The 23,653-nt window shown below is 64.3% G+C and carries 21 protein-coding genes; 4 read left to right on the plus strand and 17 right to left on the minus strand.

Features of this window, described 5'->3' with window-relative positions; translation table 11 throughout:
* The first annotated feature begins 448 nt into the window (after nucleotides 1-448).
* Nucleotides 449-3,118, plus strand: a complete 2,670-nt coding sequence (locus B0G80_RS31580) for a mechanosensitive ion channel family protein (RefSeq protein WP_116121829.1) — start codon at nucleotides 449-451, stop codon at nucleotides 3,116-3,118.
* On the opposite strand, the gene B0G80_RS31585 is transcribed toward B0G80_RS31580, so the two are convergent.
* The 11 genes from B0G80_RS31585 to B0G80_RS31630 form a co-directional block, all read right to left on the minus strand.
* The gene (locus B0G80_RS31585; protein WP_258879090.1) at nucleotides 3,057-3,758 is read right to left on the minus strand and encodes an alpha/beta fold hydrolase; all 702 of its coding nucleotides are present in this window, start codon (nucleotides 3,756-3,758) and stop codon (nucleotides 3,057-3,059) included. The genes B0G80_RS31580 and B0G80_RS31585 overlap by 62 nt on opposite strands.
* A 23-nt stretch (nucleotides 3,759-3,781) precedes the next feature.
* On the minus strand, nucleotides 3,782-3,910 hold the full coding sequence (locus B0G80_RS47350) for a hypothetical protein (RefSeq protein ID WP_258879091.1): 129 nt from the start codon (nucleotides 3,908-3,910) through the stop codon (nucleotides 3,782-3,784).
* Between the two features lie 179 nt (nucleotides 3,911-4,089).
* Complete coding sequence (locus tag B0G80_RS31590; RefSeq protein ID WP_116121830.1) at nucleotides 4,090-6,354, minus strand: ATP-dependent DNA helicase; 2,265 nt, start codon at nucleotides 6,352-6,354, stop codon at nucleotides 4,090-4,092.
* Nucleotides 6,351-8,189, minus strand: a complete 1,839-nt coding sequence (locus B0G80_RS31595) for a VRR-NUC domain-containing protein (protein ID WP_116121831.1) — start codon at nucleotides 8,187-8,189, stop codon at nucleotides 6,351-6,353. The genes B0G80_RS31590 and B0G80_RS31595 overlap by 4 nt, the downstream gene beginning before the upstream one ends.
* Before the next feature lie 261 nt (nucleotides 8,190-8,450).
* Entirely contained in the window at nucleotides 8,451-9,038 is a 588-nt protein-coding gene (locus B0G80_RS31600; protein ID WP_116121832.1) for an LUD domain-containing protein, read from the minus strand.
* Entirely contained in the window at nucleotides 9,025-10,419 is a 1,395-nt protein-coding gene (locus tag B0G80_RS31605) for a lactate utilization protein B (protein WP_116121833.1), read from the minus strand. The genes B0G80_RS31600 and B0G80_RS31605 overlap by 14 nt, the downstream gene beginning before the upstream one ends.
* Nucleotides 10,416-11,159: a (Fe-S)-binding protein gene (locus B0G80_RS31610; protein WP_116121834.1), complete on the minus strand. Its 744-nt coding sequence runs from the start codon at nucleotides 11,157-11,159 to the stop codon at nucleotides 10,416-10,418. Before B0G80_RS31610 ends, B0G80_RS31605 begins: the two co-directional genes overlap by 4 nt.
* 316 nt (nucleotides 11,160-11,475) lie before the next feature.
* Nucleotides 11,476-12,222, minus strand: coding sequence for a FadR/GntR family transcriptional regulator (locus tag B0G80_RS31615; protein WP_116121835.1), 747 nt, complete (start codon nucleotides 12,220-12,222; stop codon nucleotides 11,476-11,478).
* Between the two features lie 181 nt (nucleotides 12,223-12,403).
* Entirely contained in the window at nucleotides 12,404-14,185 is a 1,782-nt protein-coding gene (locus tag B0G80_RS31620) for a S10 family peptidase (RefSeq protein WP_116121836.1), read from the minus strand.
* Nucleotides 14,186-14,370: 185 nt separating this feature from the next.
* On the minus strand, nucleotides 14,371-15,549 hold the full coding sequence (locus tag B0G80_RS31625) for a pyridoxal phosphate-dependent aminotransferase (protein WP_116121837.1): 1,179 nt from the start codon (nucleotides 15,547-15,549) through the stop codon (nucleotides 14,371-14,373).
* 136 nt (nucleotides 15,550-15,685) lie between these two features.
* Complete coding sequence (locus tag B0G80_RS31630) at nucleotides 15,686-17,167, minus strand: RNA polymerase factor sigma-54 (RefSeq protein ID WP_116121838.1); 1,482 nt, start codon at nucleotides 17,165-17,167, stop codon at nucleotides 15,686-15,688.
* Between the two features lie 509 nt (nucleotides 17,168-17,676).
* On the opposite strand from B0G80_RS31630, the gene B0G80_RS31635 reads away from it, so the two are divergent.
* Complete coding sequence (locus B0G80_RS31635) at nucleotides 17,677-18,018, plus strand: BON domain-containing protein (protein WP_106278312.1); 342 nt, start codon at nucleotides 17,677-17,679, stop codon at nucleotides 18,016-18,018.
* A 196-nt stretch (nucleotides 18,019-18,214) separates the two neighbouring features.
* Here the strand turns inward: B0G80_RS31635 and B0G80_RS31640 are convergent, their stop codons facing one another.
* Complete coding sequence (locus tag B0G80_RS31640) at nucleotides 18,215-18,667, minus strand: PA2169 family four-helix-bundle protein (protein WP_116121839.1); 453 nt, start codon at nucleotides 18,665-18,667, stop codon at nucleotides 18,215-18,217.
* A gap of 368 nt (nucleotides 18,668-19,035) precedes the next feature.
* Here B0G80_RS31640 and B0G80_RS31650 point away from each other — a divergent pair, with 368 nt between their 5' ends.
* Nucleotides 19,036-19,278 carry a hypothetical protein gene (locus tag B0G80_RS31650; protein ID WP_116121841.1) on the plus strand — a complete coding sequence of 81 codons (243 nt, stop codon included), beginning with the start codon at nucleotides 19,036-19,038 and terminating at the stop codon, nucleotides 19,276-19,278.
* A gap of 104 nt (nucleotides 19,279-19,382) precedes the next feature.
* On the opposite strand, the gene B0G80_RS31655 is transcribed toward B0G80_RS31650, so the two are convergent.
* The 5 genes from B0G80_RS31655 to B0G80_RS31675 all read right to left on the minus strand — a co-directional run bounded on the left by B0G80_RS31655 (nucleotide 19,383) and on the right by B0G80_RS31675 (nucleotide 22,103).
* Entirely contained in the window at nucleotides 19,383-19,964 is a 582-nt protein-coding gene (locus B0G80_RS31655; RefSeq protein ID WP_106278424.1) for a hypothetical protein, read from the minus strand.
* 93 nt (nucleotides 19,965-20,057) lie between these two features.
* Nucleotides 20,058-20,402, minus strand: a complete 345-nt coding sequence (locus B0G80_RS31660; RefSeq protein WP_106278318.1) for a DUF1488 domain-containing protein — start codon at nucleotides 20,400-20,402, stop codon at nucleotides 20,058-20,060.
* Nucleotides 20,399-20,962, minus strand: coding sequence for a DUF4142 domain-containing protein (locus tag B0G80_RS31665; protein WP_116121842.1), 564 nt, complete (start codon nucleotides 20,960-20,962; stop codon nucleotides 20,399-20,401). The genes B0G80_RS31660 and B0G80_RS31665 overlap by 4 nt, the downstream gene beginning before the upstream one ends.
* Nucleotides 20,963-21,064: 102 nt before the next feature.
* Nucleotides 21,065-21,616: a type 1 glutamine amidotransferase domain-containing protein gene (locus B0G80_RS31670; protein ID WP_116121843.1), complete on the minus strand. Its 552-nt coding sequence runs from the start codon at nucleotides 21,614-21,616 to the stop codon at nucleotides 21,065-21,067.
* Nucleotides 21,617-21,761: 145 nt separating this feature from the next.
* Nucleotides 21,762-22,103, minus strand: coding sequence for a chemotaxis protein (locus B0G80_RS31675; RefSeq protein ID WP_116123793.1), 342 nt, complete (start codon nucleotides 22,101-22,103; stop codon nucleotides 21,762-21,764).
* Nucleotides 22,104-22,303: 200 nt separating this feature from the next.
* Here B0G80_RS31675 and B0G80_RS31680 point away from each other — a divergent pair, with 200 nt between their 5' ends.
* On the plus strand, nucleotides 22,304-23,623 hold the full coding sequence (locus tag B0G80_RS31680; protein ID WP_116121844.1) for a DNA topoisomerase IB: 1,320 nt from the start codon (nucleotides 22,304-22,306) through the stop codon (nucleotides 23,621-23,623).
* Nucleotides 23,624-23,653 lie beyond the last annotated feature (30 nt).

Below are 23,653 nucleotides of genomic sequence, written 5' to 3' on the forward strand. Positions count from 1 at the left end.
CGCCTGCGCCAGCGGTTGCGGTTGCGGTTGCGGTTGCGGTTGCGGTTGCGGTTGCGGTTGCGGTTGCGGTTGCGGTTGCGGTTGCGGTTGCGGTTGTGGTTGTGGTTGCGGTTGCGGTTGTGGTTGTGGTTGTGGTTGCCGTTGCGGTTGCCGTTGCGGTTGCGGTTGCGGTTGCGGTTGCAAAGACGCGTGCAGCCGGCAGGCACTTGCGAAGGCGGCAGAACGGGGAATTCCGCCCCGCCGCAGCCGGCATGGGACAATGCGGTTCTTTCCGACAGGCAGGTTTTTTGCTACCGCAAGATGCCGCCGCACGGGGCTTGCCGGCTTTCAGGCACCTCGCGCCAAGGCCGGCCGAGGAACTTGTACGACCAGACCCATGTCGGTTCATGGTCACGCCGCCGAATCGGTCCGTATGCGTCGGCACAGCGTTCCGCCTCTGTCCCCCGCTATGCGCAAACTATTCCCAATCTGGCTGTTCTTCCTTCTCGCTTTCATCGCCGCGCCGGTTTTCGCCGCCGCGGCGCCGGCCACGCCCTCGTCGTCGGCTTCCGGCGTCGGTGTCACGCTGACGCCCGAGCAGGCCCGCCAGGCGCTCGCCGTTCTCAATGATCCCAAGCGCCGCGCGCAAGTCGCCGACACGCTGCAGGCCATCGCCGCCGCCGGCGCGCTGAGCGCGCCGCCCGCTTCCGCGCCCGCGGCCGCCTCGGCGCCCGCCGCGGCAAGCGGCGCCGCCGCGCTCGTGCCGGCGGCGTTCAAGTCGAACGGCCTTGCCTCGCAACTGGCCCGCCAGGGCGCGCACTGGGCCGTGCACCTCGGCGCGTCGTTGCGCAGCTCGGTCGCCGCGCTGCTCGACGTCGCATCGGTCCGCGCCTGGTGGAACTGGCAGTCGACCAACCCGCAAGCGCGTGCCGTGCTGGGCCACGTCGCCTGGTCGCTGCTGGCCGCGCTGCTTCCCGCGCTCGTGCTCGAATGGCTCGCGCGCCGCCTGCTGCGCCGCGCCTACAGGGCGCTGGCCGCGCGCCGCGAACTGGAAGACGACAACGACGCGCGAGCCGACCTGCCCGTCGACATCGCGCCCCAACCCGCCGATGCGCCGAACGCCGCGCCGCCCTTGCCCGTGTCGCCGGCTTCGCCGGTAAGCGCGGCGCAGGCGCAAGCCGAAGCCGTGCCGCCGCGCACCTCGGCCGCTACGAAGGCTGAAGGCAAGCTCACCGAAGCCAAAGGCAAGCAGAACGCCAAGCATCACTGGACGCTCCTGCGCCGCCTGCCGCGCGCACTCCTGACGATGGTGCTGCGGCTGTTGCCGCTGGTGGTGTTCGTCGGCGCGGCGAGCGCGCTGATGTCGATCTTCGCCGACGACGGCACGCCGCAAGACCGCGCGCTCGATTCGCTGATCGACATCTACGTGCTGTGCCGGGTGATCGTGATCGTCTGCGGTTTCTTCCTGCAGCCGGCCGCGCCGCGTTTGCGCCTGCTGCGCATGAGCGATGCGTGGGCCGCTTTCATGCAGCGCTGGGTGGTGCGGATCGTCAGCGTGGTGGGTGCGGGCTCCGCGGTCGCGGAGATCGCGCAGTCGCTCGGCCTGAACGACGCGGCGCATCTTGCCTTGATGAAAGTGGTCGCGCTAGCCGGCCACGTCATGATCTCGATCCTCGTGCTGCAATGCGCGAACCCGGTCGGCGAACTGATCCGCAAGCGCCTCGCCGCGCGCAAGTCGCTGGAGATGTTCGGCAACGTATTCGCCGAAGTCTGGGCGTGGGCCACGGTGTTCGTCGTGATGGCGCTGTGGTTCATCTGGGCGCTCGACGTGCGGAACGGCTATCACACGCTGCTGCACCTCGGCGGCATTTCGCTGGCCGTGCTGGTAGGCGCGCGGGTCGTGTCGATCGTGGTGTTCGGGGCGCTGGCCCGGCTCTTCAATGTGCAGGACGACGCAACGAAGTCGCTCGTGCATCAACGTGCGTACCGCTATTACCCGCTGCTGCGCCGTGCGGTGGCGTGGGTCATCGGCATCGTGACCGCGCTCGCGCTGTTGCAGGTGTGGGGCGTGCATGTGGTCGACCTGTTCCGTACGGGCACGATCGGGCACCGGCTCGCCTCGGCGATCATCACGATCGGCGTGGCGGCCGTGGTCGCGCTGCTGGTGTGGGAAGGCGTCAACGTCTCGGTCGAACAGCGGCTCGACCGCTGGACCACCAGCGGCGACCTCGTGCGCGCCGCGCGCTTGCGCACCCTGCTGCCGATGCTGCGCAGCGCGCTCTTCTGCGCGATCGCGCTGGTGGTGGTGCTGACCGGTTTGAGCGAACTCGGCGTGAACATCGGGCCGCTGCTGGCGGGCGCGAGCATCTTCGGCGTGGCACTCGGCTTCGGCTCGCAGAAACTGGTGCAGGATTTCATCACCGGCATTTTCCTGTTGATGGAAAACGCGATGCAGGTCGGCGACTGGGTCACGCTCGCGGGCGTGTCCGGCACCGTCGAATATCTGTCGATCCGCACCGTGCGGCTGCGCGGCGGCGACGGTTCGCTCTACACCGTGCCCTTCAGTTCGGTGTCGACGGTGAACAACACGAATCGCGGCATCGGCAATGCGGCGGTGAAGGTCAACATCGTATTCGGCCAGGATGTCGATCTCGCCATCGACACCTTGAAGGAAATCGGCGCCGCCTTGCGCGAGGACGACAAGTTCAGGGACGGCATTCTGTCGGACTTCAGCTTCTGGGGTGTCGATGCGCTCGACGGCTCCGCCATCACGCTGGCCGGCCAGATTCAGTGCCGCGACAGCGCGCGCTGGGGCGTGCAGCGCGAATTCAACCGGCGCATCCTCTTCCAGTTCCAGGAACGCGGCATCGAGATCGCGAACCCGCAGCGCAATCTGTTGACGTGGGACCCGGACAGCGCGCCGGCCAGGATCGAAGCGGATGAGGTGCACAAAGGCGCACCCAGATCATCTGACGCAACGCAGGACGAACCGCCCGCCGCCGCGCCATCCGCCGACGACGCCGCTGACGACGCCGGCAAAGCCGACGCGCCGGTGGAAGATCAGTTGCCCGTCGATCCTAAGCCGGCTGGCGGCCCAGGAACGCCAGCAAATCCCGGTTCAACCTCTCCGCATGAGTGAAGTAAAAGCCGTGGCCGGCGCCTTCGTAGACATGCAGTGAAGCGCCGGGTATCAGCGCCGCCGTGGGCCGGCCGGTCAGTTCGAGCGGCGCCGACGCATCGCGGTCGCCATGCAGCACGAGCGACGGCACCTCGATGCGCGCCAGTTCCGTGCGAAAATCGGTGATGGTCTGCACGCGGGCCAGTTCGAGCATCGCTTGATGCGAGGTTTGCAGCATCATGCGGATCGTCCAGTCCATCGGCGCGCGCGACACGCCGGGCCCGAAATACGGCGCCGCGTTCGCCTCGATCCAGTCGGGAAAGGAGCGGCTCAGCGCGCGGCGGCCCTGCTCGAATAACGCGGCGTCGATGCCGTTCGGGTTGTCGTCGGTCTTCAGTAGATACGGCGTGGCCGCGGGCGCGACGAAAGCGATCCGGGCGACGCGCGCCGAACCGTAGCGCGTCAGATAGCGCACCGCTTCACCGCTCGCAATCGAATGCGCGACCAGCGTGACGCCGCTCAGATCGAGCGCGCTCAACACGCTTTCCAGATCGGCGGCGAGCGTGTCGAAGTCGTAGCCGCGGCCGGGGTCGCTCGAACGGCCATGCCCGCGCCGATCGTACGCAATGCAGCGGCAATCGAGGCGCGACAGCGGTTCCATCTGGTACGCCCACATGTCGGAGTTCAGCGTCCAGCCCGAGAGGAAGACGAGCGCGGCGTGCCCTGTCCCCAGTCGCGGTAGAACAGGCGCGTATTGTCGGCGGTGCGGATGGTGTTCGGTTCGTCGGCGAGATAGGGTGCGGTCGCGTTCATGGAGTCTCCTTTGTCGACCAGAGTCGGCGCTTTAGCGCTTACTCTGGTCCCGTGCAAGATCGTTGCGGCCTCAAGTGGGAACCGTGATGCCGTGCCGCCACTGTGCCGCGCGGCGGGAGGCAGGTCGATTACCCGAGAGGTAAAGAGGCGCGCTAGTGAAGCGCCGGTTGCCGCGCTATCTATTGCACGTCCCACCAACGCGGCAGCAAGCGCCGCACTTCCGGCCGCCGATAGCGGTCGTCGATCAGATGCACCACACCCTGGTCCTGCTCCGTGCGGATCACGCGCCCAGCCGCCTGCACCACTTTCTGCAAGCCAGGGTACAGATACATGTAGTCGTAGCCGTTGCCGAATCTCGTCTCCATTGTTCGACGCATCTGTTCGTTGATCTCGTTCATCTGCGGCAAACCGAGCGTGGCGATGAAGGCGCCGATCAATTGCCGGCCGACCAGGTCGATGCCTTCCGAAAACGCGCCGCCGAGCACTGCGAAGCCCACGCCCTGGTTCATGGTGCGAAAGCGCGCGAGAAACGCGTCGCGCGCCGTTTCGTCCATGCCGGGTTCCTGCGCCCAGACCGGCAAGTCCGGATGCCGCTCGCGCATCAGCGCAACCACGCGTTGCAGATACTCGAAGCTGCTCAGAAAGCCCAGATAGTTGCCCGGCTGCGCGGCGTATTGCCTGGCGATCAGATCGACGATCGGCATGAGAGAGCGCTCGCGGTCGCGCCAACGCGTCGATACGTTGCCGGCCACGCGCACCTGCAACTGTTCCGCGCGAAAGGGCCCTTCCACGTCGAGCCATTGGGTCTGTTCGGGCAAGCCCAGCGTGTCGCGATAGAAATGATGCGGGTTGAGCGTGCCCGAGAACATCACCGTGGTGCGCGCGGCCGCGTAGCGAGGCACCAGAAACGGTGCGGGAATCACGTTGCGCACGCACAGCGTGGCATTCGTTTTGTCGCGCGGCGCGTAACGGTCTGTGGCGAGCGTGATATCGAAGATGGAATGCTCGCCGAGCTGCTCAGCCAGCGCGACGAAATGCATCGCGTCGAAGAAAAAGCGCAGCGACGCTTCGTCGATGGAAAGCGGCGCTTCCGCCAGTTGATCGGTGACGGCGCCGATCAGATTCTGCGCGGCCGAGAGCAGTTTGCCGGGGACGTCGGCATAGACCTGATAGGTCTCCGTCTGCGCACGCTTGACGGCGCTCCACTCGCGTTGCAGCCGCTCGAGCGGCTTGCGCAAGGTGGCCGGCGCCGTCTTGCGCGCGAGCCGGAACGCCGCCTGATCGAGCGAAGCGCTGTACATGCGCCGCGCGCGGTCGAGCAGATTGTGCGCCTCGTCCACCAGCACGCCGACGCGCCACTGATTGATCTGCGTGAGCGCGTACAGCATCGCACTGCTGTCGTAGTAGTAGTTGTAATCGCCGACCACCACGTCGGCCCAGCGCGCCAGTTCCTGCGCCAGATAGTACGGACAGACCTGGTTGGCGAGCGCCGCGTCGCGCACCGCCGCGCGGTCGAGGCGCGCACCGGCCAGCGCCGCGCTTCGGGCCGCGTCGAGCCGGTCGTAGAAGCCGCGCGCGAGCGGACAGGATTCGCCGTTGCAGGCTTTGTCGGGATGCTCGCAGGCTTTGTCGCGCGCGACCAGTTCGAGGGTTCTCAACGGCAGACGCGTGGCGCCTTGATGGAGGGTTTCGATCGCGTCCAATGCCAGCGCGCGGCCCGGCGTCTTGGCGGTCAGAAAGAATATCCGCTCGATCTGGTCCGAAGCGCACGCCTTGAGCAAGGGGAAAATCGTCGCGAGCGTTTTGCCGATGCCGGTCGGCGCCTGCGCCATCAAAGGCTTGCCGTCACGCGCCGCGCGATACACCGACACCGCCAGCTCGCGCTGCCCACTGCGAAACTGCCCGTGCGGAAACTGCAGCGCGCCGAGCGCCGCGTTGCGCGCGGCCCGATGCGCTTCTTCCTGCACCGCCCAATCGAGAAACCGCTCGCATTGTTCGACGAAGAAAATCTCCAGGTCGAGCGCCGTATGCGTTTGCGTCAGCAGCACCTCTTTCTGCGTGCCGATATCGAAGTACACCAACGCTACGGTCAGCTCCGTGAGCTCCCGCGTCCGGCACAGCAGATGACCGTAGACGAGCGCCTGCGCCCAGTGCAGCGTGCGGTGATTGGCCGGCATGCGTTCGAGATCGCCGCGATGGGTTTTGACCTCTTCCACGCGGTTCGCGACGGGATCGTAGCCGTCGGCGCGCCCGCGCACGGTCAGATTGCGGTGCGTGCCGGTCAGCGTGATTTCGGTTTCGTAGCCGCTCGCGCGCCGGCCGGCGACGGTCACGTGGCCCGCCATGCCTTCGAGCGAGGTCGGCGCCGGCGTGAAGCGCAGATCCAGATCGCCACGCCGCGCCGTGAACTCGCACATCGCCCGCACGGCGACCACGTAGGTCATGCGCGGGCCTCGCTGGTGGGGCTGATGATGGCTTGTGTGGAGGCCTCGATAGTGGCTTTTGTGGCGGCCTCAGAGAAAGCCTTGGCGGTAGCGTTGGCGGCAATTTCAGCCGCGCCACCTTCGGCAACGACCTCTTCATCGGCCCAGCGCACGTCGAGCACGCGCACCGGCATGCCGTGCTGCGCGCAGTATGCGAGCCAGCGAATCTGGTTGTCCTGCAAGCGGTCGCCCGGGCCCTTCACTTCGATCAACTCATAGCGACGTTCGGCCGGCCAGAAGCGGATCAGGTCCGGCAAACCGGACCGATTGCCGCGCACGTCGCGCAGCAAGCGTTCGAACCACAGCTTCAGATGCGCGGCCGGCAGACAGTCGAGCGCCAATGCAACGAGTTCCGGCGTAAGCAGCCCCCAGAACACGAACGGCGATTGCAGCCCCGCCTTGCCATGCAGATGCCGCACAATCGTCTCGCGGTAGGCACCGCTATCGAGTTGTTCGAGACACGCGGCGAACAGCTCTGCGCGGCGCGCATGAAAATCCGGCGCGTGCAGATCGGCCGGACCGCGCTGGAACGGATGAAAAAACGCGCCGGGCAACGCCGCGAAAACCGGCTCCCAGCACAACAACCCAAACAGCGAATTGATCAGCGCGTTCTCGACGTAGTGCACCGGCGCGGTCTCGCATGTCAAGTGATCGCGGGTGACGTATTCGACCGGCATCGGCGCCTCGGGTCGCGGCAGCACGAGCGTGCTGCGCTCGACCGGGCGAGCGGCAGACACGCGCGCGACCGGTTCGCCGCGCTTGCGCTGCAAACGCGGCAGCATGCGCGCGACGCGTTGCGCCTCTTCTTCGCTCTCCGGCGCGGCGGCGGCTTGCGAGGCCAGCGCGAAAGCATCGTCGAAACGCTCGCTGCGTTCGAGCACGCGCATGCGCCGATGACGCGCGCCGGGCCACGCGCAACGCTCATAAACGGCCAGCGCGGCCGCCCAGTTCTGCCGACGCTCGCACAGGTAGCCGATGCGGAACAACAGTTTCGCGCGCCGCGTTTCAAGCCAGGGGTTGGCCGTTTCAATGGCGGCGACAGTCGCGACGATCTCTTCGACTGCGAGCGCTTCCGTTTCGCCACTAGGTAGCCATTCGAGTGCTTCACGGCATGCGTGCAACGAGAGATAGACGTCGACATCCGCGCGCTGCTGGAACGCGCGCGACGACGGCGCGAACGCCACTTTCTCGTACTGGAACACGCCGAGGTCGGCGAGCACGAACTCCGACCACTCCTGCTGCAAATTGCCGAAGAACATCAACCGCAAGCGTTCGCAAAGCGGCGCGATCGCCACGTGAAAAACGCGGTCCCCCGTTCGGCTATGCCATGCCGAAAGCGGACGCGCCGTGGCGTCTTGCTCGTCGCTTTCGCTTGCGTAAAACGGGCGCAGTGTTTCCAGCAGATCCGGCTTGCGCAGGCTCCTTGCGCCCGGAATCATCGCGATGGCGTCTGAGAAAATCTCCATCAACTCGGCACGCGTGGTGAGTGCGAACAATTCGTCGAGCGTGAGTCCCGGTTCGGTGTCGACCCAGCCGAGCGCCGCAATTGGCGCCGCTGCCTGCAACGGGCAGCCGATCTCGTCGTAAGACAGGCGGCTCGCGCGGAACAGCGTGCCTTTGCGCATGAGCATGCGAACCAGTAGCGCGCGCGATGACTGCGGCAACGCGGCGAACTCGCGCAGAAACGCTTGCTCGTGCGCGTCGAACAGATCGTCGTAACGCTGCGCGAGCCACGCCAGGGCGCGCTCGAAGTTCAGCAGATAGTAGAGGGCGTAGGGAGAGACGGGTGTCGCCACGGCACTTTCATGAAACCTGTATGTTTATACAGTGATGATAGCAAACTCCGTGGCCGGCCCGGCCACACGGCCTTGAGGCGACATCCTAGCGGGGCTTGAACGTACCGCCATGCGAATCCGTCCGCGCGCCGCTTTACCCTCGCGTGCTCCGCAACGGCGACGAAGTATCGGAGATGCCGGAGTTCCATGTCAGCAGAGTGGCAGGCTTATCGAACGGGATGCCGCATTGTGTCATTCGATCGTGCCGCCGCTACTGCATTTTCATTGCGCCGCCAGCCACACCACCGTCAACGAACGCACGCCTTGCGCGCCGCGAATCAGCACGCCTTCGATATCCGCCGTCGCCGAAGGTCCGGTGACGAGCGCCGCATAGCGGGCATCGCGGAAATCATCGCGCCGGTACACGTCCTGCAAGCCGTCGATCAGTTGCGCCGGGTCGAGCAGCACGACCAGATGCTGCACGATGTAGCCCAGCGCGTTGACCACATACTCGCGCTCGCTGAACCACACCGAGCCGGTCTCAGCGACGCCGAAGCGCGCCCGCACGACGCCCACGTCGATATCCTGTAGCGAAGCGGGTTCCGTGTCGGCGGTGAGCGGGCGCGTGCCCGACACTTCCGCGGTCGCCGAAGCCACCGACGCCTCAGCGCCGAAGCGCTCGCGAATCAATCCGCTCACCTCGGCAGCAGACGTGGCTTCGACGCAGGTGCCGCCCATTGCCTGCAAGGCCGCCGTGAAGCGCGCGCGCAGATCGCCGCCCGCTGCGTCGAAGAGCGGCACTTCAGGCCGTGGCCGCGCCGGTGGCTGTGCCTGCCGCACCTTGTCCAGAAAAGCCTCACGCGTTGCCATTGCCGCCTCCACGATTCTTCTTGTACCAGGCGTGGAAGGTCAGCTTTGGCGCCTCCGGCAACTCGCGTTGCTTGCCCCAGATATTCAGCGGGTTATACAGCACGAAATTCGGCAGTCGTCGCAGCGCGCTGCCCATCGACGACACCGTCGCGCGATACAAGGTCGGGCTCGCCAGCAAACGCCCCGCCATTTTCAGCACTTCGTGCTTCACGAACGGCACTTCATGGCGCTCCGCAATCACCGTCCGCCACTTATAGATCTGCTCGTGAATATTGATCTTCACCGGACACACATTGGTGCAGCTGCCATTGAGCGTCGACGCGAACGGCAACGCGCTATAGCGCTTCAGATCGAAAGTCGGATTGATGATCGCGCCGATCGGCCCCGAGTAGGTGCCGCCGTACGACAGCCCGCCGCTGCGCCGGTACACGGGACAGGTATTCATACATGCGCCGCAGCGAATGCATTTGAGCGAATACCAGAAGTCCTCCATGGCGAGCCGCTCCGAGCGGCCGTGATCGACGAGGATGAAATGCATCTCCGTGCCCGGACGCGGCGCGCGAAAATGCGAGGTGTACTGCGTGATCGGCGAGCCGAGCGCGCTGCGCGACAACATGCGGATGAACACGCCGAGGTCGGATACTTTTGGAATCAGCTTCTCGATTCCAATCGACGCAATATGCAACGGCGGCACATTCGCCGACAGATCCGCATTGCCTTCGTTCGTACACACCACCACCGTGCCGGTCTCCGCCACCGCGAAATTGCAGCCGGTCATGCCGGCGGTCTTCTCGCGCACGAAGTACGGCCGCGTGTTCATGCGCTGGCTTTCCGCCAAGTAGTGAATGTCGCTGTTCTTCGGATCGGTGCCGATGGTGCGGCCGAACAGTTCGGCGACATCGGCGCGCAGTTTGTGCACGGCCGGCACCACCATATGGCTCGGGTCCTGATGATCGAGTTGCTGGATGCGTTCGCCCAGATCCGTTTCCATCACCGTGATGCCGCGCGGTTCGAGGTACTCGCGCATCTTGCATTCGTCGGTGAGCATCGACTTGCTTTTGACGAGCGTGGTCATGCCGCGCTCCGACATGATCTGGTGCACGAGCGCGTTGTGCTCCTCGGCGGTGGCGGCCCAATGGACGGTCACGCCGTTGGCCTCGGCGGCCGCCGCGAACTGTTCGAGATACTGCGAGAGGTTCGACAGCGTGTGTTCTTTAATACCCGACGCGAGCTCGCGCATCGTCTCCCATTCGGCAATGCCGTGCGCCTGCACGTCGCGCTTCTCGCGCAAATCCCATAGACGTTTGTCGTGAAACGCAACATGCTCTGTCTTGCCGATGAAAGCGGCCGCCGCTTTCGCGTGATCGATCCGGTTGCTCATGCGCGTGCTCCGTTGAGGACCTGCGCGATATGGATGAAGCGCGCGTCGGCTTTCATGCGTTCGGCGCAGCCTTGCTGATGCATGAGACACGACATGTCGCCTGAGACGATATATTCGGCGCCCGCGTTCAGATGATCGCGCACCTTGTCCTGCCCCATGCGCACCGACACCGGCTCTTCGGTGACGGAGAACGTGCCGCCGAAACCGCAGCATTCGTCGGGCCGCGCCGGCTTGACGAACTCGATGCCCTTCACGCCTTCGAGCAAGGCGCGCGGCTTGGAAAACGGCGTGCCCGCCACCTCCGATATCGACGCTTCCTTCAGATGCCGCAACGCGCTGCAACTGTTGTGCAATCCGACGCGATGCGGAAACTCAGCCCACGGGAATTCACGCGCACCGACCACGTCATGCAGAAACTCGACGAGTTCATAAGCGTTCGCGCGGACCTTCTTCACTTCGTCGGTTTGTTCGAGCGCGGTTAGATGCTCGCGCACGTGATGGATGCAACTCGCCGACGGCCCGACGATGTAGTCATAACCGGCAAAGTTGCGCGCGAACACGCGCTCGGTACCGGCGGCCTCGGCATGCGCGCCGCTGTTGGCCATCGGCTGGCCGCAGCAGGTTTGCTCCTGCGGATAGTCGACCTCGATGCCGAAGCGCTCGAGCAATTCGAGCGTGGCGATCCCCACTTCGGGATAGAACGCGTCGATGAAGCACGGGATGAACAGGGCGACTTTCATAGGCTCTTTGAAAGGAAAAGCAGCAGCCGGCGATTCACCTACTCTACTGCGGAATCGCGTCGGTGAACCAGTGTGGCGCTGCAGCGGCGTTGAACGATTGTCAAGGATTTCGCCGCGCTAGTCTGACTGGTAAGGTTGGTCTGACCAAGAATATAAGGAAGTTGCGAAACAGTGTCAATCGCGGGATGGCAAGCACCCCGCGTCGCGCGCAGGCATCCCCCGCGATGAAATCAGAACTGGAGCAGAGTTAAAAAGCGGGGCGTTGGAACCGCAACGACACGGCCGCCTGGCGCGCGCCCGGACGGCATGCGAGCAATCACGAAACCGCACTCGACGAAGGCTTCGCCGCATCTTCCTTGTACATCTCGCGCACGAAGGTCAGATGACGCTCGGCGGCCTTGCGCGCCTTTTGCGCGTCGCGCGCCATGACGGCGTCGTAGATGGCTTGATGCTGGCTCATCAACTGCTTTTCTATCGCGTCGTCGTAATCGATCAGCCGATGGTACTGGCGCATGCCCTCGCGAATCAGCGTATGGATGCCGTGCATCACATGCGCGAGCGCGATGTTGTGCGTAGAGTCGGCGATCGCAAGGTGAAACGCGGCGTCCAGTTCCGCGAGATTGACGCGATCCTGAGACTGCGAGCCGGCCTTCAACGCCTCGAACGCGACGCTGATCTTTTTCAGGTCGGCGGCCGTGGCGCGCTCCGCGGCATACACCGTCGAAATCGATTCGAGCCCCTGGCGCAACTCCAGAATATCGGCACTGGTGCGCGGATTCTGCAGCAGCAGCTCGGCGAGCGGCTTGGAGATGATCGGCGCCGTGACATCGACGACCGTAAAACCGCCCCGCCCCGATGTCTCGATGTAGCCGTCCGCTTCAAGCCGAATCAGCGCTTCCCGCAACGACGGCCGCGACACGCCGAGCTGCGTCGCCAGATCGCGTTCAGCCGGCAAGCGGTCGCCGGGCATCAGCGTGCCGTCCGAGATCAGTTGCTTGATCTGATCGGACACCACGTCGGACAGCCGTTTGCGCGTGAAGGCCTGGATCGGGAGAAATGGCATGGGCAGCGGTGAGTAAAGCCGGTTGAGCGAGCGGTTTTCAGGCCGTGGAGAGTGTCCAGGCACGATGCGTTGCGACGTTGCAGTCGCGCTTGAACGTTGCAGCGAATTATACCGTTCAACGGAACACGCCGAATCCGGTTGGCACGCGAGCCCGTCGGCGTAGCGAGTGGTCGGGAACCCGCTAGCGCGCACCCGCCGCGTAGAAAACCGCCAGATCGCGCCGGAGCGTGTGCAAGGCCGCGTCGTCGAGATAGATCATGTGACCGGTCGGATAGTAGGCGATTCGCACATTGGCGCGCAGGGGCCCGTCCAAGCCCAGATGCGCGAGCGCATATTCGGTCGCGTAAAACGGCGTGGCCAGATCGAAATAGCCGTTCACCGACATCACGCGCAACTGCGGATTCTGCCGCATCGCTTCAGCCAGATCGCCGGCCGCATACGGTACGGGCAAACGCTCGCCCCACCATTCGCGGTGCTTCCAGTCCCATTGCGTCAACGCTTCATCGTTGAAGACGCGGTAGCGATCGGCCGGCGTGAAGTGCAGGTCCTGAGCAAAATGCTGGTGCAGCGCCGCGTCGAAAGCACTCGACACGCTGCTCACCGAGGCGTCGTAGTCGGGGCGATCCGACACGCTGTCGAAGTCGATGCCTTCAAAACGCGCATCGTAACGGCCGACACTGCGCGCCTGATCGCGCAGCAATTCACTGCGATAACGCGACGGATAGAGACGCAGGCGGCTGCGCTTCACATAGGCGACATCAAGGCCGGTGAATTGCGCGACGCGCGCGGCGATCGCGTCGCGCTCGGCGTCGGGCAGCGCATCGCCTTGTGCGAGGGCTTGCGCATACGGGCCGCGTGCGAACGCGCGGGCTTCGTCGAGGAAAGCCGGCAGACTGGCCGGCTTCGGCACGATCTTGCCGTGATACCAGGCGATCGCCGCGAAGCTCGGCAGATAGCTTTCGCTTTTGAAATCCGAACCCGCCGAAAACGCGGCCGAATCGAGCACCGACGACATCAGGATCACGCCGTTAAGCGCGATATTGTTCTGCCCCAACTGATACGCGAGCATCGCGGCGCGCGCGGTCCCATACGATTCGCCGAGCAGATACTTCGGCGAATTCCAGCGCTGGTTCACCGTCAGATAGCGGTCGATGAATTGCGAGAACGCATCCACATCCTTGTCGACGCCCCAGAAGTCTTTGCCCGTGCCATGACCCACGACGCGCGACAAGCCCGCACCGACGGCGTCGATGAAGACGAGGTCGGTGCGATCGAGCAAGCTGTCTGGATTGTCGGCGAGCGTATACGGTGCGGGCGGCGTGATATCCGGGCTCGCGGTACGCACCCGCTTCGGCCCGAATGAGCCGATCATCAGAAAGACGGTGCCGGCGCCCGGACCGCCATTGAACAGAAACGTGACCGGCCGCGTCTGCGGCGTTTTGCTGGCGACGGTGTAGGCAATATAGAAAACGCTCGCGTTGGCCTGCCCCATTTTGTCGCGCAACAGCAGGTTGCCGGCGGTGGCCGTGTAGTCGATCTTGCGGCCGTCGAGCCGAATGGAATGCTGCGTGACCGATGCGGTTTCCGGCGGTACGGGAATCCCCGTCGGTTCCGCTTTCGCGTTGCGCTGCGCCGTGCTGCCAGACGCTTCGTTCTGCGCCGACGCGACCGCGCGTGGCTGCCGAGGCGCGCGTTTCGCCGCCGCATGCGAGTCCTGCTGCGGTTGGCCGTTCGGCTCCGCGCTCTGATTGGGCTGGCCGCTCACGAAGCGGGGCGCGTCCGGCTCCGATGCCTCGGTATCGGCGCTCGCTGCGGCTTCCGGCGAGTCGCCCGGTTCAGCCGCCGCGCACAGGGTGCTGAACATGGCGAGTGCGGCAAGCACGAGCGCCATCGCGACGAGCGCGGCCGCCATGGATCCCGCCATCAAGGATTGGCGCAACCAGAAGGTAAAGCGAAGGCCCATGAGTTTCCCGACGAGTGTCGATAGGCGCCGATGTCCGCAAGGTGCAGGCTTAAGACGAACTCGGCGCTCGATTTTTGACGCAAGCATTTACGGCGTCAATCGAAAACTGGCGAGACACGCATTCCTCCCACGACGCATCGCCGCGTTACGCCAATCGAAAAGCAAACGAAACGTTGGCGAAAGACTCACCGACCCGGCAACGCGCCGACGAATACAGCGATGCGTTCGCACGCGTCGATCAGACGCGCTTCGTCGACGACGAAACCCAGCCGCACGAAACCATTCGCCGTCTCGCCGAACGCACTCGCGTCGAGCAGCGACACACCCTGCGCGCGAAATAGCTGCCAGGTGAAGTCGACCGTATCGAGGCCCGTGCCGCTCACGTCGACCATCATGAACATGCCCGCCTCGGGCAACAGGCACCGCAAACCCGGCACGCGATGCAAACGCTCGAACACCACGTCGCGCCGGCGCCGGTAGATCTCACGCATCTCGGCGGCGATCCGCGCCTTGTGCTGCAGAGCCGTCAAGGCGGCCTGCTGGATGAAGCCGGGCAAGCCGTAGAGCATGGCAAGCGCGAGCCGCCCCATGTGCTCGATCAGCTCCGTGGGCCCGATCGCCCAGCCCACGCGCCAACCGGCCATGGCATGCGATTTCGACAGACTGCCGAGCGTCACGGTGCGCTCGGCCATGCCGGGCAGCGCGGCGATGCTCACGTGCTCGCGTTCGAACGTCAGCTCGGCGTAGACCTCGTCGGAGAGCACCCATAGGTCGTGCCGGCACGCGAGCCGCGCGATACGTTCAAGATCGGCGCGCTGCATGACCACACCGGTCGGATTGCACGGCGTCGCGAAGAAGATGGCTTTGGTGCGCGAGGTAACAGCGGCTTCGAGCGCGTCGCAGTCGACATGAAACGCCCGCGCCGAATCCACAGGCACCGTCACGAGCGTGGCGCCGGCCGCGCGCACGCAGGCCTCGTAGGTCAGATACATCGGTTCCGGGACGATCACTTCGTCGCCCGCTTCCAGCAGACACAGCGACGCGGCGAACACGCCGTTCTGCGCCCCCGCGGTCAGGATCACATTGGCGGCGCTCGCGGCGCAGCCGGTCATGCGCGTGTGTTCCGCGGCGATCGCCGCGCGCACCGGCTCACGGCCGGACACGGCGCTGTAGTGCGTATCGCCGCCGCGCAAGGCTTCGATGGCGCGCTCGACGATCGGCGCGGGCGTGGCGAAGTCGGGGTCGCCCACGCTCAGGACGATGACTTCTTCGCCTCTCGCCTCCGCCTGCTGCGCGACACGATGGATTTCCCACGCTGAGGTGCGCCGGCCTTGCAGGCGTTCGACCAGATTCGAGTACTTCATTCACTGCACCCCGTTTACCATGGACCCGCCAATGTAAAGGGGCGCGCGCGAAACGTCCAGATACGAAAAAGCGCCACGCGAACAAACAGTCTCGCGTGGCGCCCGGACGTTGCCGCTGATTCGCGGGGCGACGCGTTTAGATCTGGCGGCGCAACTCCGCCGGCGGGACCTTCATCAGATGCCGGTATTTCGCCACGGTGCGGCGCGCCACCAGCACGCCCTGATCGGCGAGCATTTTGGCGAGCGTGACGTCCGAAAGCGGATCGTGCGTGTTTTCCGCGGCGATCATTTCCTTGAGCAGCGCGCGCACGGCAGCGGCTGAACAGGTGCCGCCGCTTTCCGTGCCCAGTTCGCGCGGGAAGAAATGCTTGAACTCGAAAATACCGCGCGGCGTGGCCATATATTTGTTGCCGGTGGCGCGCGAGATGGTGGATTCGTGCAGGCCGAGTTCGTCGGCGACGTCGCGCAGCACCATCGGCTTGAGCGCGATTTCGCCGTACTGGAAGAAGGCCTTTTGATGCGCGACGATGCATTCGGCCACGCGCTGAATCGTATCGAAGCGCTGCTGCGCGTTACGGATCAGCCAGCGTGCTTCCTGCAATTGCTGCGCGAGCGGTGAACGGCTTGCGCCGGCCGACTGCGCGAACAATTCCGCATACATGCGATGGATGCGCGCGCGCGGCTGCACCGCCGGATTGATCGTTACGACCCACTTGTTGCGGACCTGACGCACGATCACGTCCGGCACCACGTAATTGTCTTCGGTGCGGCCGTAGCTGTTGCCGGGCTTCGGATCGAGCTTGCGCACCAGCGCGCAGGCCACGCGCAGCTCTTCCGCGCTGCAGCCGATCTGCTTTTGCAGTTCAGCCTGCTCGCGACGCGCGAGCCGTTCAAGATGATGTTCGACGACTTGACGCGCCACGTCGCGCCCCGGCGTGTCGGCGGGCAACGCATTCACCTGCAGGGACAGGCATTCGGACAACGAGCGCGCGCCCAGACCCGGACGATCGAGCGACTGGACGAGACGCAGCGCCACGAGCAATTCTTCTTCGGTCAGTTCCGGTTCGAGATCGACGCTGGCCGCGAGGTCGGAGAGTTCCTGACGCAGGTAGCCGTCGTCGTCGAGCGCTTCGATGATGAAGCGGGCCACCGCGCGGTCGCGGTCGTCGAGGCGATAGAGGCGCAGCGAATCGTGCAACTGCTCACGCAAGGTCGGCTGCGAGCGCGCCCATTCGGCTGGGTCGCTGCTGTCCGAGTCGCCGTTCTGGCGCGTGGAACTACGGCTGCTGTAGTCGCCGGAGAAGTCGCCCGGCATATCGTCCTGGCCCGCGCTTTCCAGCGTGTCGTTGGCGCCGGATTCAGACGGCAGCGCATCGGGTTCGGCTGTCGCGACCGCGTCGGTGGCGGGCAGCGCGCCGCCGTCTTCGCCGGAGGTCGCGGTTGCGAGCGCTACATCTTCCGTTTCCGACGAGTCGTACTCGAGGAACGGATTGGTGTCGAGCGCGGTGCGCAACTCCTGCTGGAACTCCAGAGACGACAACTGCAACAGACGCACCGATTGCTGAAGACGCGGCGTGAGTGCGAGAGACTGCCTTGTGCGTAGTTCAATGGAAGGCATTGTAGTGAGGTCCCTTTGATAGCGAAAATTGGTGAGTAGGCCGTTTAGAGCAACTGTCGTACCAACTCCCGCAACGCACTGTTTTTTCTACGCTTTGTGTTTTCAGGCCCGCCAATTGCGCAGGCCGCCGGGCGCCTTTTTTACAAGCTCCCGGCAAATTCCGGTCCCTCCCGCCGACAGCCGCCATGCTTGGCGTCGACGCACTGCGGCATCGTATTCGTCAGCCTAAATACTTGTGCCGTAACGGCTTTCCCGACATTCCCAAGTTTCTGACGCCACGCCGGGCACACCGCTTGCGTCCTTGCACTATGTGGACGGACGCCGGTCCGTGCATGCGAGACGCGCAAGCAACACGGAGCGAATGCATGCAGAGACCGTCGGCCGGTGTCGATAACGGGCCCTGACGGAACCGTAGCGGCAACGATCCCACGCGTGTCATCAGCGGTTTCGACCGCGATCGACCGCAGGCAACAAGACCGCAATTTTGATCAACACCCGAAGGAGAAACCATGAAGACCATCCAACTTCTGAAGACCGCAGGTAGCATCGCTTGTGTCGCTTTCGCACTGAACGCGACGAACGCCATGGCGCAAAGCAGCGCCCCGTCGGCGGCATCGGAAACCGTCGGCCAGCATGTCGACGACGGCGCCATCACCACCAAGGTCAAGGCCGATCTGCTGGCCGCCAAGAACGTCAAGTCGACGCACATCCACGTGAAGACCCGCAAGGGCGTGGTGTGGCTCACGGGCACGGTGCCTTCGGCTGACGACAAGGCAGCGGCCGGTGAAGTCGTGGAAGCCGTGAAGGGTGTGTCGAGCGTGAAGAACCATCTGAAGATCGCCGCCGAATAAAACGGCGGGTCTGGCCGGACAGTGTCGATCTCGGTCGGCACCGCCCGGTGCTCAGGACTCACAGCAACGAGAAAAGCCATTCGCAATGCGAATGGCTTTTTTTATGTGCGGCTCGCTTTTGAGTTCTACCAGTCGCAATCCGATACGAGCCGAAACAACCGACGCCCTTTTCGGGCGCCGGTCACTCACCTACTTCTTAGCGCTTCGCCGCCGCATATTGATCGCGCAGATCACGCACGCGGTCATGATTCTGCAGCACGCCTTGATACTGCCGCTCGACGATTGCCCGCACATCGGCCGGCAGTTCCTTTTCGAGTGCATCGTGATAGCGCTTTTTCGCGACGTCCTCGCCCTTCTCACACTCGGCAAGAATCTCGTGGTCGCTGCGATCCGTCACAGCGGACTTCACATCGACCCAGCCGCGATGCAACGCGCCGCTCATGCTGCCGCCCGTTTCGGGCTTGCCGCCCAGTCCTTGAACCGCATCCTGCAATTCACGCGCGCCGCGCGCGCAGTCTTCCGCGCGCGACAGGAACAGCGTTTTCAGCTGTGCGTTGTGCGCATCTTCGGCTGCCTTGCGAAAGCCCTTCTCGCCATCCTTCGACGTTTCGACCAGATCGTTCAGCACGGAAACAACGTTCGTAGCCATTCAATACCTCCAGGGGTTTCGTTAGTCACGGAATCCGCCGCCGGAGATAAGTTGCCCGAATCGCGAGGCACTCTCCCTCCGGCGATGGAGTTCATAGATCCGTTCGCACGGCGCGTGCCCGGAACATGCGGCAACGAACGTTTGCGCGCTGCGTCTACGCGCGCGTCCGATCTTGCCAAGGCGCGTAAATCTTGCCCGCCGCTACGCGACGCAATCGGCGGCAAAGCCCCGCGCAACGGGCTTCCGCTCGATGGCACAACGGTTGCTTTATAAGCTCCGCCCGGGCACGCGCGCAATGCAACAACACACTGCAAGACGTGCCAACGGATTGAAAAGAATGGGCAAGCAACAACGACAGGGAGAATCACATGAAGATCAGGAGCGTAGAATTTCTCGCCGCCGTCGCGATCATCAGCTCGGCAACTGTGATGCAGATTCGTGAACATGTGCTGGCGCAGGAAGCGCCGGCCTCGCAGGCCCAGGCTACGTCGCCTTCATGTGGCTTGACGCATGACGGCTTGGTATCGGCCGCTTGCGAGGCGACGCGCGACAAGCGTCAGGTCGATCGAGCACCCCAACCGCAGCGCAATGCGCCGCAAGTCTGGGTTTGAGCAGGCGTTTCAGCGCTATTTGAATAGTGGCCGGACAGAAAAAAGAACGGCCCGATCGATATCGGGCCGTTCTGCTAACTACCGCGATGAAAATATTCAGCGATTCAAGCGCTCTTCTCGCTGAACTCGCTGAGCGGCACCGGCTTTTTCAACGGATCGAAGTCGGCCCAGCGCCCCTGCTGCCAGCGTCCGCTCGCCCGTTCGATCGCCATGCCGCCGGCTTCGCGCAGCACCCGCGCGGCATCGAACTGATTGTCCGGCGAGACATGCACGGCGACCAGCACGCCGGAATCGCGAGTCTCTTCATGGAATGCCGAACGATGACCTGTGTGGCCGGCATCGCGCGTAAGGGACATGGCGCCGACCAATGAGCCCACATATGCGCCGACGCCCGCGGCAATCAGCGAGACGATAATCGGCGCGGAAAATGCCGCGAAGATCCCGACGCCCACCACCGCGCCGGCTACCGCGCCGATCGTGACGCCCATGCCCGCACCTTTGGGCGCCTCCTTCGCGCCGGCATCGGTGCCGGTGTCGCCGCCGATGGGATAGCGCGCGTGCTGACCGCGCGGATTGACGAAGAACAGCGTGACGTCTTCCTCGACGAAACCTGCGTTGAAGAGCTTGGCCGCCGCGTCTTCAGCGGCGGGAAAAGTCGTAAAGCGTGCAGCGACGATGAGTGACATAAGGCCTCCTTGCATCGTTGATAGCGTTTGCGGACCATGCCGCCGCATTTCGCCGCGCGGCATCGCGTGCGCGAGCGGCGGCACGCGCCGGCCTTACGCCGTGGTGCCGCGATCCGGTTCCATGCCTTCCACTCTGAACAGTCCGCTATGCAACACTACGCCTTCACCGTCGTTCTGGTCGAGTGCTTCGGCGCAAACCGAACGGATACGTTGACGACCTTTGTCGAAAGCCGACATCAGCGTGGCTTCCAGGGCGGAATCGGCGCCGAAATGATCCTCGAGCGCCTCGGCGGTAATCGTGCATACGACCGGCTCGCCGTCCACCCGCGCCATGAAGCGCACGGTCAGGTTCGCTCCGTCGAAGACCGGCTTGTCGTCGGAAAAAGTGATCTGCATAAGGGAATCCTCATAGGCCGGCCGCGGCCGGATCGCATTCATGGCGAACCCTTCATTGCGCCGGCGAGTTGCTGCGCCATCGCGAGATGATGTTTGATGGTCGGCAGCGCGTGCGCGGCCGCGGCCTTGAGTTGCGCGTCGGTGCCGCTGGTGCTTTCCTGCTGGAAGAGATCGACCGCTCGCTGGTGTGCTTCCACCCCAACCTGCTCGACATAGGCCTGATCGAAATCCTTGCCCTTGAGCGTCTGGAGTTTGCCGACCAGCGCGGAATCCGCCGACGGCGTCGAGGTGAAGCCCTTCTTCGAGACGAGCGCCGCCATGCCGTGCGAGAGTTTCGTGTGATCCGTAATCATCTGCTGCGCGAATTTCTTCACGTGCGGATCGCTGGAATTCTTGAGTGCGACCTTGCTGGCCGCGATTTCAGTGGCGTCCGACTGCGACGCGTCCTGCACGAATTGCTGATCCGCCGGCGAAAGCTTCGTGCCGCTGACCGGCGCAGCGCTCGCCGGGGCGTCGCTCGCCTGCGCGTAGACCGCGCCAATGGACGCCGCGCTCAAACTCAGCGCGACGGTCATCGCTTGTAGGGAATACCGGATTTTCATGCATTTTCTCCCAGGTCGACGGATACGCCGAAGCGGAACCGATAAGACGGAGCGCAGCTTCATTCCATCTTCGCGCGCGCTTCGTCACCTTCAACACCACATTCATGCCGCCTTGCGTTTCGACAATTGCGCAATCAGCGTTTTGTTAAACGCCGGCAGATCGTCGGGCTTGCGGCTACTGATCAGATTGCCGTCCTCCATGACTTCCTGGTCCACCCAGCTGCCACCGGCGTTGCGAATGTCGTCCTGCAGGCTCGGCCAGCTCGTCATCGTGCGGCCCTTGACGATTCCAGCCGACACCAGCAACCACCCACCATGGCAGATCACCGCGATCGGCTTTTTTGCGTTGTCGGCTGCCTTGACGAAGGCTTGCGCCTGCGGCAGCAGACGGATGGCGTCGCCGTTGACCACGCCGCCGGGCAATACCACCGCGTCGTAATCGTCCGCGCTGGCCTTGTCGAAGGTCGCATCCACCTCGACGGAGTCGCCCTTATCCACGTGCTTGAAACCCTGAATCTTGCCGGGCTTCGCTGAAATCACATGCACCGTCGCGCCCGCCTCGACGAGCGCGCGTTGCGGCTCGATCAGTTCCGCCTGCTCGAATCCGTCCACCGCGAGTACCGCCACCTTGTAACCATTCAACGCACTAGCCATCCCTCATCTCCTTCGTCAGTGCCGGGCCAGCAATGCCGCGTGGCCAGCCCTTCGATTAACTCGATGTGAGCAAAGTACGTGCCCATACGTTCGGATCGCGCGCCCGGTTCACGCGCCCGCGTGACGCCTGCCGCCCGACGCCCGTTCACAGCCCTTGCGGATCGTCGTCGAGGCCGTCATCGTCATTGGCCAGCGGATCGATCACACGGTCCGGCTCGATGTCCGCATCCGGTATCAGGGTGGAATCGCCGTCGGCAGCGGCGCGCTCGCCTGTGCCGGCACGATCCGTATCGCTGCCGAGTTCGGTGTCGCCAGTTTCGAGCGCGTGATTGTCCAATTCGGTATCCACGTCGAATTCATGACGCTTCGCACCAGCCACATCGCTGCCGCTATCGGACGAATCGCTCGGGCCGAGCGCGCCGGTCGTGCCGGCGGTTTGTTTGACGACCTGTTGCGGCTCTTCATCGGGATTCAGGGTGCTGCTCATGGCGCTCTCCTTGGTTGATTCGCTTCGTTCGATACACGTAGCGAGCTTCCGCAAGGACTGTTCCGCCCGCTCGCGAAGCAAGTCCGAAGCAACCCAAGCGCCGTCGCCCGCCCTGTCGACGCCGCGCCAGGCATTGCCGTTGCTTGCAGGCACGGTCACCGGCGCCACGCGCCTTCTGCTTGAAATTTCTACCAGCGACGATGGCTGCTACAACCACCTCGATTCAACGCCGCCCTGCACGCGCGGACGACGACAGCGCTAAACAGCCCACGCCCGCCGCCCTGCCGCCGGGCCTGCGCCACGCCGACGACACGAAGCCCGGCATCACGCGTCAGCGTGAAAGGGACGGCTTCGCGTATTTCGACGTGACGGGCAAACGCATCGACGACGAAGACGAAATCAAACGCATCAACGCGCTCGCCATTCCGCCAGCGTATGAAAGCGTGTGGATCTGTCCGGATCCGCGCGGCCATATCCAGGCGACGGGCCGTGATGCGCGCGGCCGCAAGCAATACCGCTATCACCCGCGCTGGCGTGAAACGCGCGACGCGGACAAATACGAACGCATGGCCGAGTTCGGCCGTGCGTTGCCGAAGATTCGCGCCCGTGTCGCGCGCGACCTGAATCTGCCGGGCATGCCATGCGACAAAGTCATCGCCGCGATCGTGCAGTTGCTCGATACGACGCTGATCCGGATCGGCAGTGTCGAATACGCGCGCGATAACCAGTCGTATGGTTTGACGACGTTGCGCAAGAAGCACGTGAAGATCGAAGCCGGCCAATTGCGCTTCAAATTTCGCGGTAAAAGCGGCGTCGAACACGACGTGACGGTGAACAACCCGCGCGTCAAACGCATCGTGCGGCGTTGCGCCGATCTGCCGGGCCACGACCTGTTCCAGTATCTCGACGCGGACGGCACGCGCCACACCGTCGGCTCCGCCGATATCAACGACTATCTGCGTCGCGCGAGCGGTGCGGACTTCACGGCCAAGGACTATCGCACGTGGGCCGGCAGCGTCTATGCGCTGGCCGCGCTGCGTCGCCTGATATGCAGCAGTGCGGCTGAAGCTCGCCGTCATATCGTCGCGACCGTGAAGGACGTGGCGGCGTTGTTGCGCAATACGCCGGCCGTGTGCAGGCGTTGCTACATTCACCCCGCCGTGATCAGTTCGTTCGAAGCAGACGAGTTGCAGCGTCTCGCGCCCGCTGAATCGCGCCGCGGGTTGAAAGCGGATGAAGTCGCGCTGGCCACGCTGCTTGCGCAGGCCGAGAAACGCGCGGCGAAGCTCGCACGGCAGGCGGGTGCGAAAGGCCGCAAGGCGCGCGAATCGGCGGTGGCGGAAAGCATCGACGGTTCGATCACGAGTCTGTTGAAGAAATCGCGCGTGGTGCGCAAAGCGGCAGCCGCGAAGGTCGATGCGAAGACGGGAGCGCAAGCTGCGCGGCGAGCCGCCGCACCTCGGGCGGCAGGCGCGCGCACGGCGAGTGCGTCACGTGCAGTGAAACAGACCGCGCCTTAGAACCTTAAGGCCGGGGATGTCACGGCGCAG

The organism is Paraburkholderia sp. BL6669N2, from assembly GCF_003387275.1.
In the GTDB taxonomy this organism is placed as follows: domain Bacteria; phylum Pseudomonadota; class Gammaproteobacteria; order Burkholderiales; family Burkholderiaceae; genus Paraburkholderia.

Excerpts from the sequence above, each read along its gene's own strand:
- B0G80_RS31580 (WP_116121829.1), top strand. The coding sequence starts at position 449 with ATGCGCAAACTATTCCCAATCTGGCTGTTCTTCCTTCTCGCTTTCATC.
- B0G80_RS31585 (WP_258879090.1), bottom strand. The coding sequence starts at position 3,758 with ATGGAACCGCTGTCGCGCCTCGATTGCCGCTGCATTGCGTACGATCGG.
- B0G80_RS47350 (WP_258879091.1), bottom strand. The coding sequence starts at position 3,910 with ATGAACGCGACCGCACCCTATCTCGCCGACGAACCGAACACCATCCGC.
- B0G80_RS31590 (WP_116121830.1), bottom strand. The coding sequence starts at position 6,354 with ATGACCTACGTGGTCGCCGTGCGGGCGATGTGCGAGTTCACGGCGCGG.
- B0G80_RS31600 (WP_116121832.1), bottom strand. The coding sequence starts at position 9,038 with ATGGCAACGCGTGAGGCTTTTCTGGACAAGGTGCGGCAGGCACAGCCA.
- B0G80_RS31605 (WP_116121833.1), bottom strand. The coding sequence starts at position 10,419 with ATGAGCAACCGGATCGATCACGCGAAAGCGGCGGCCGCTTTCATCGGC.
- B0G80_RS31610 (WP_116121834.1), bottom strand. The coding sequence starts at position 11,159 with ATGAAAGTCGCCCTGTTCATCCCGTGCTTCATCGACGCGTTCTATCCC.
- B0G80_RS31615 (WP_116121835.1), bottom strand. The coding sequence starts at position 12,222 with ATGCCATTTCTCCCGATCCAGGCCTTCACGCGCAAACGGCTGTCCGAC.
- B0G80_RS31620 (WP_116121836.1), bottom strand. The coding sequence starts at position 14,185 with ATGGGCCTTCGCTTTACCTTCTGGTTGCGCCAATCCTTGATGGCGGGA.
- B0G80_RS31625 (WP_116121837.1), bottom strand. The coding sequence starts at position 15,549 with ATGAAGTACTCGAATCTGGTCGAACGCCTGCAAGGCCGGCGCACCTCA.
- B0G80_RS31630 (WP_116121838.1), bottom strand. The coding sequence starts at position 17,167 with ATGCCTTCCATTGAACTACGCACAAGGCAGTCTCTCGCACTCACGCCG.
- B0G80_RS31635 (WP_106278312.1), top strand. The coding sequence starts at position 17,677 with ATGAAGACCATCCAACTTCTGAAGACCGCAGGTAGCATCGCTTGTGTC.
- B0G80_RS31640 (WP_116121839.1), bottom strand. The coding sequence starts at position 18,667 with ATGGCTACGAACGTTGTTTCCGTGCTGAACGATCTGGTCGAAACGTCG.
- B0G80_RS31650 (WP_116121841.1), top strand. The coding sequence starts at position 19,036 with ATGAAGATCAGGAGCGTAGAATTTCTCGCCGCCGTCGCGATCATCAGC.
- B0G80_RS31655 (WP_106278424.1), bottom strand. The coding sequence starts at position 19,964 with ATGTCACTCATCGTCGCTGCACGCTTTACGACTTTTCCCGCCGCTGAA.
- B0G80_RS31660 (WP_106278318.1), bottom strand. The coding sequence starts at position 20,402 with ATGAATGCGATCCGGCCGCGGCCGGCCTATGAGGATTCCCTTATGCAG.
- B0G80_RS31665 (WP_116121842.1), bottom strand. The coding sequence starts at position 20,962 with ATGAAAATCCGGTATTCCCTACAAGCGATGACCGTCGCGCTGAGTTTG.
- B0G80_RS31670 (WP_116121843.1), bottom strand. The coding sequence starts at position 21,616 with ATGGCTAGTGCGTTGAATGGTTACAAGGTGGCGGTACTCGCGGTGGAC.
- B0G80_RS31675 (WP_116123793.1), bottom strand. The coding sequence starts at position 22,103 with ATGAGCAGCACCCTGAATCCCGATGAAGAGCCGCAACAGGTCGTCAAA.
- B0G80_RS31680 (WP_116121844.1), top strand. The coding sequence starts at position 22,304 with ATGGCTGCTACAACCACCTCGATTCAACGCCGCCCTGCACGCGCGGAC.